The sequence below is a fragment of the Dietzia maris genome, assembly GCF_014144855.1.
GTDB classification, from domain to species: Bacteria; Actinomycetota; Actinomycetes; order Mycobacteriales; family Mycobacteriaceae; genus Dietzia; species Dietzia kunjamensis.
Map to the genome: position 1 here is coordinate 1 of NZ_JAALDN010000533.1, position 1,795 is coordinate 1,795.

The 1,795-nt window shown below is 73.1% G+C and carries 1 protein-coding gene and 1 pseudogene; both read left to right on the forward strand.

What is annotated here, in order from left to right; translation table 11 throughout:
* On the forward strand, positions 1 to 1,222 hold a 1,222-nt coding region (gene allB, locus G6024_RS15765; protein ID WP_159149134.1), incomplete at its 5' end, for an allantoinase AllB.
* Positions 1,219 to 1,795: pseudogene (locus tag G6024_RS15770) on the forward strand (allantoicase); the annotation flags it as partial. The gene allB and the pseudogene G6024_RS15770, both read left to right, overlap by 4 nt.

Genomic DNA, 1,795 nt, shown 5'->3' on the forward strand with positions numbered 1-1,795 from the left:
CGACGTGGTCCTGCTGCCCGGCCTGGTCGACACCCACGTGCACGTCAACGAACCCGGACGCACCGACTGGGAGGGCTTCGCCAGCGCCACCCGCGCCGCGGCCCGCGGCGGCGTGACGACCCTGCTCGACATGCCCCTCAACTCCAGTCCCGTCACCACCAGCCCCGCCGCGCTCGACGCCAAACTCGCCAGCACGGTGGGCAAACTGCACGTCGACACCGGCTTCTGGGGCGGCGCGGTGCCGGAGAACCGCGGCCGACTGCGCGAACTGTGGGACGGCGGCGTGTTCGGGTTCAAGTGCTTCCTGCTGCACTCCGGGATCGACGAGTTCCCGCCGCTGGACCCGGCGCAGATGCTCGCGGCCATGGCGGAGATCGCGTCGTTCGACGGCCTGTTGATCGTCCACGCCGAGGACGCCGGGACCATCGACGCGCAGCCCGCGCCGTCCGGGCCGGCATACACCGGGTTCCTCGACTCGCGGCCCGTGACGGCGGAGGTCCGCGCGGTGGCGCAGGTGATCGACGGCGTCCGGCGCACCGGGTGCCGCGCGCACATCCTGCACCTGTCCGCCGCCGACGCACTGCCGCTGATCCGCGCCGCCAAGGCCGAGGGGTTGCCGATCACCGTGGAGACGTGCCCGCACTACCTGTCGCTCTTCGCCGAGGAGATCCAACCCGGTGCCACCCACTACAAGTGTTGCCCGCCGATCCGGGAGGCCGGCAACCGCGAGGGACTGTGGGAGGGGCTGCGCGACGGGACCATCGATCTGGTGGTCTCCGACCACTCCCCGTGCGTGCCCGAGCTCAAGCGATTCGACAGCGGCGACTTCGGTGAGGCGTGGGGCGGGATCGCCTCCGTCCAACTGGGCCTGCCGATCATGTGGTCCGAGGCCCGGCGCCGGGGGATGGGGCTGCCCGAAGTGGTGCGGTGGATGGCCTCCGGGCCCGCCGCGTTCGTCGGCCTTCCCGACCGGGGGGCTATCCGTCCCGGCGCCCGCGCGGACCTGGTGGTCCTGGCCCCCGACGACGCCTTCGTGGTCCTGCCCGAGCGGCTGGAGCACAAGAACCCCGTGACCGCCTACGCCGAACGGGCCCTGGCCGGCGTCGTGCGAGAGGTGTACCTCGCCGGCCACCGCGTTGACCTGGCCCGCCCCGCCGCGGGCCACCCGGTGTTCCGCCCCATCCCTTCCCTGGCCTCGTCCAGAATGGAGACCCCCGCATGACCGCGACCCCGTCCACCACGCCTGACTTCCTCACACTGCCGGATCTGGCCTCCCGCACCCTCGCGGGCGCGGTCGTCCACGCCGACGACGAGTTCTTCGCCGAGAAGGAGAATCTGCTCCTGCCCGGCGAGCCGGTCTTCGACCCGACCCTGTTCGGGCACAAGGGCAAGGTCTACGACGGTTGGGAGAGCCGTCGCCGTCGAACGCCGGGCGAGGACGCGGCGATCATCCGGCTCGGGGTGCCGGGCGTGGTCCGCGGCGTCGTGGTGGACACCGCCTTCTTCCGCGGCAACTACCCGCCGCAGGTCGCCCTCGACGGTGCGTGGGTCGAGGGCTACCCGGACGCCGAGCAGCTCGCCGCGGCATCGTGGCGGCCGCTGGTCCCGCCGTCCCCCGCGCAGGGCGACATCCGCAACGCCTACGCGGTGGCCGACGAGACGCCCGTGACCCACGTGCGGCTGCGGATGATCCCCGACGGGGGCATCGCCAGGCTGCGGGTGCACGGCGAACCCGCGCCGGACCCCCGGTTCCTGGCGGGCACAGTCGACCTGGCGGCGGCGGAGAACGGCGGGG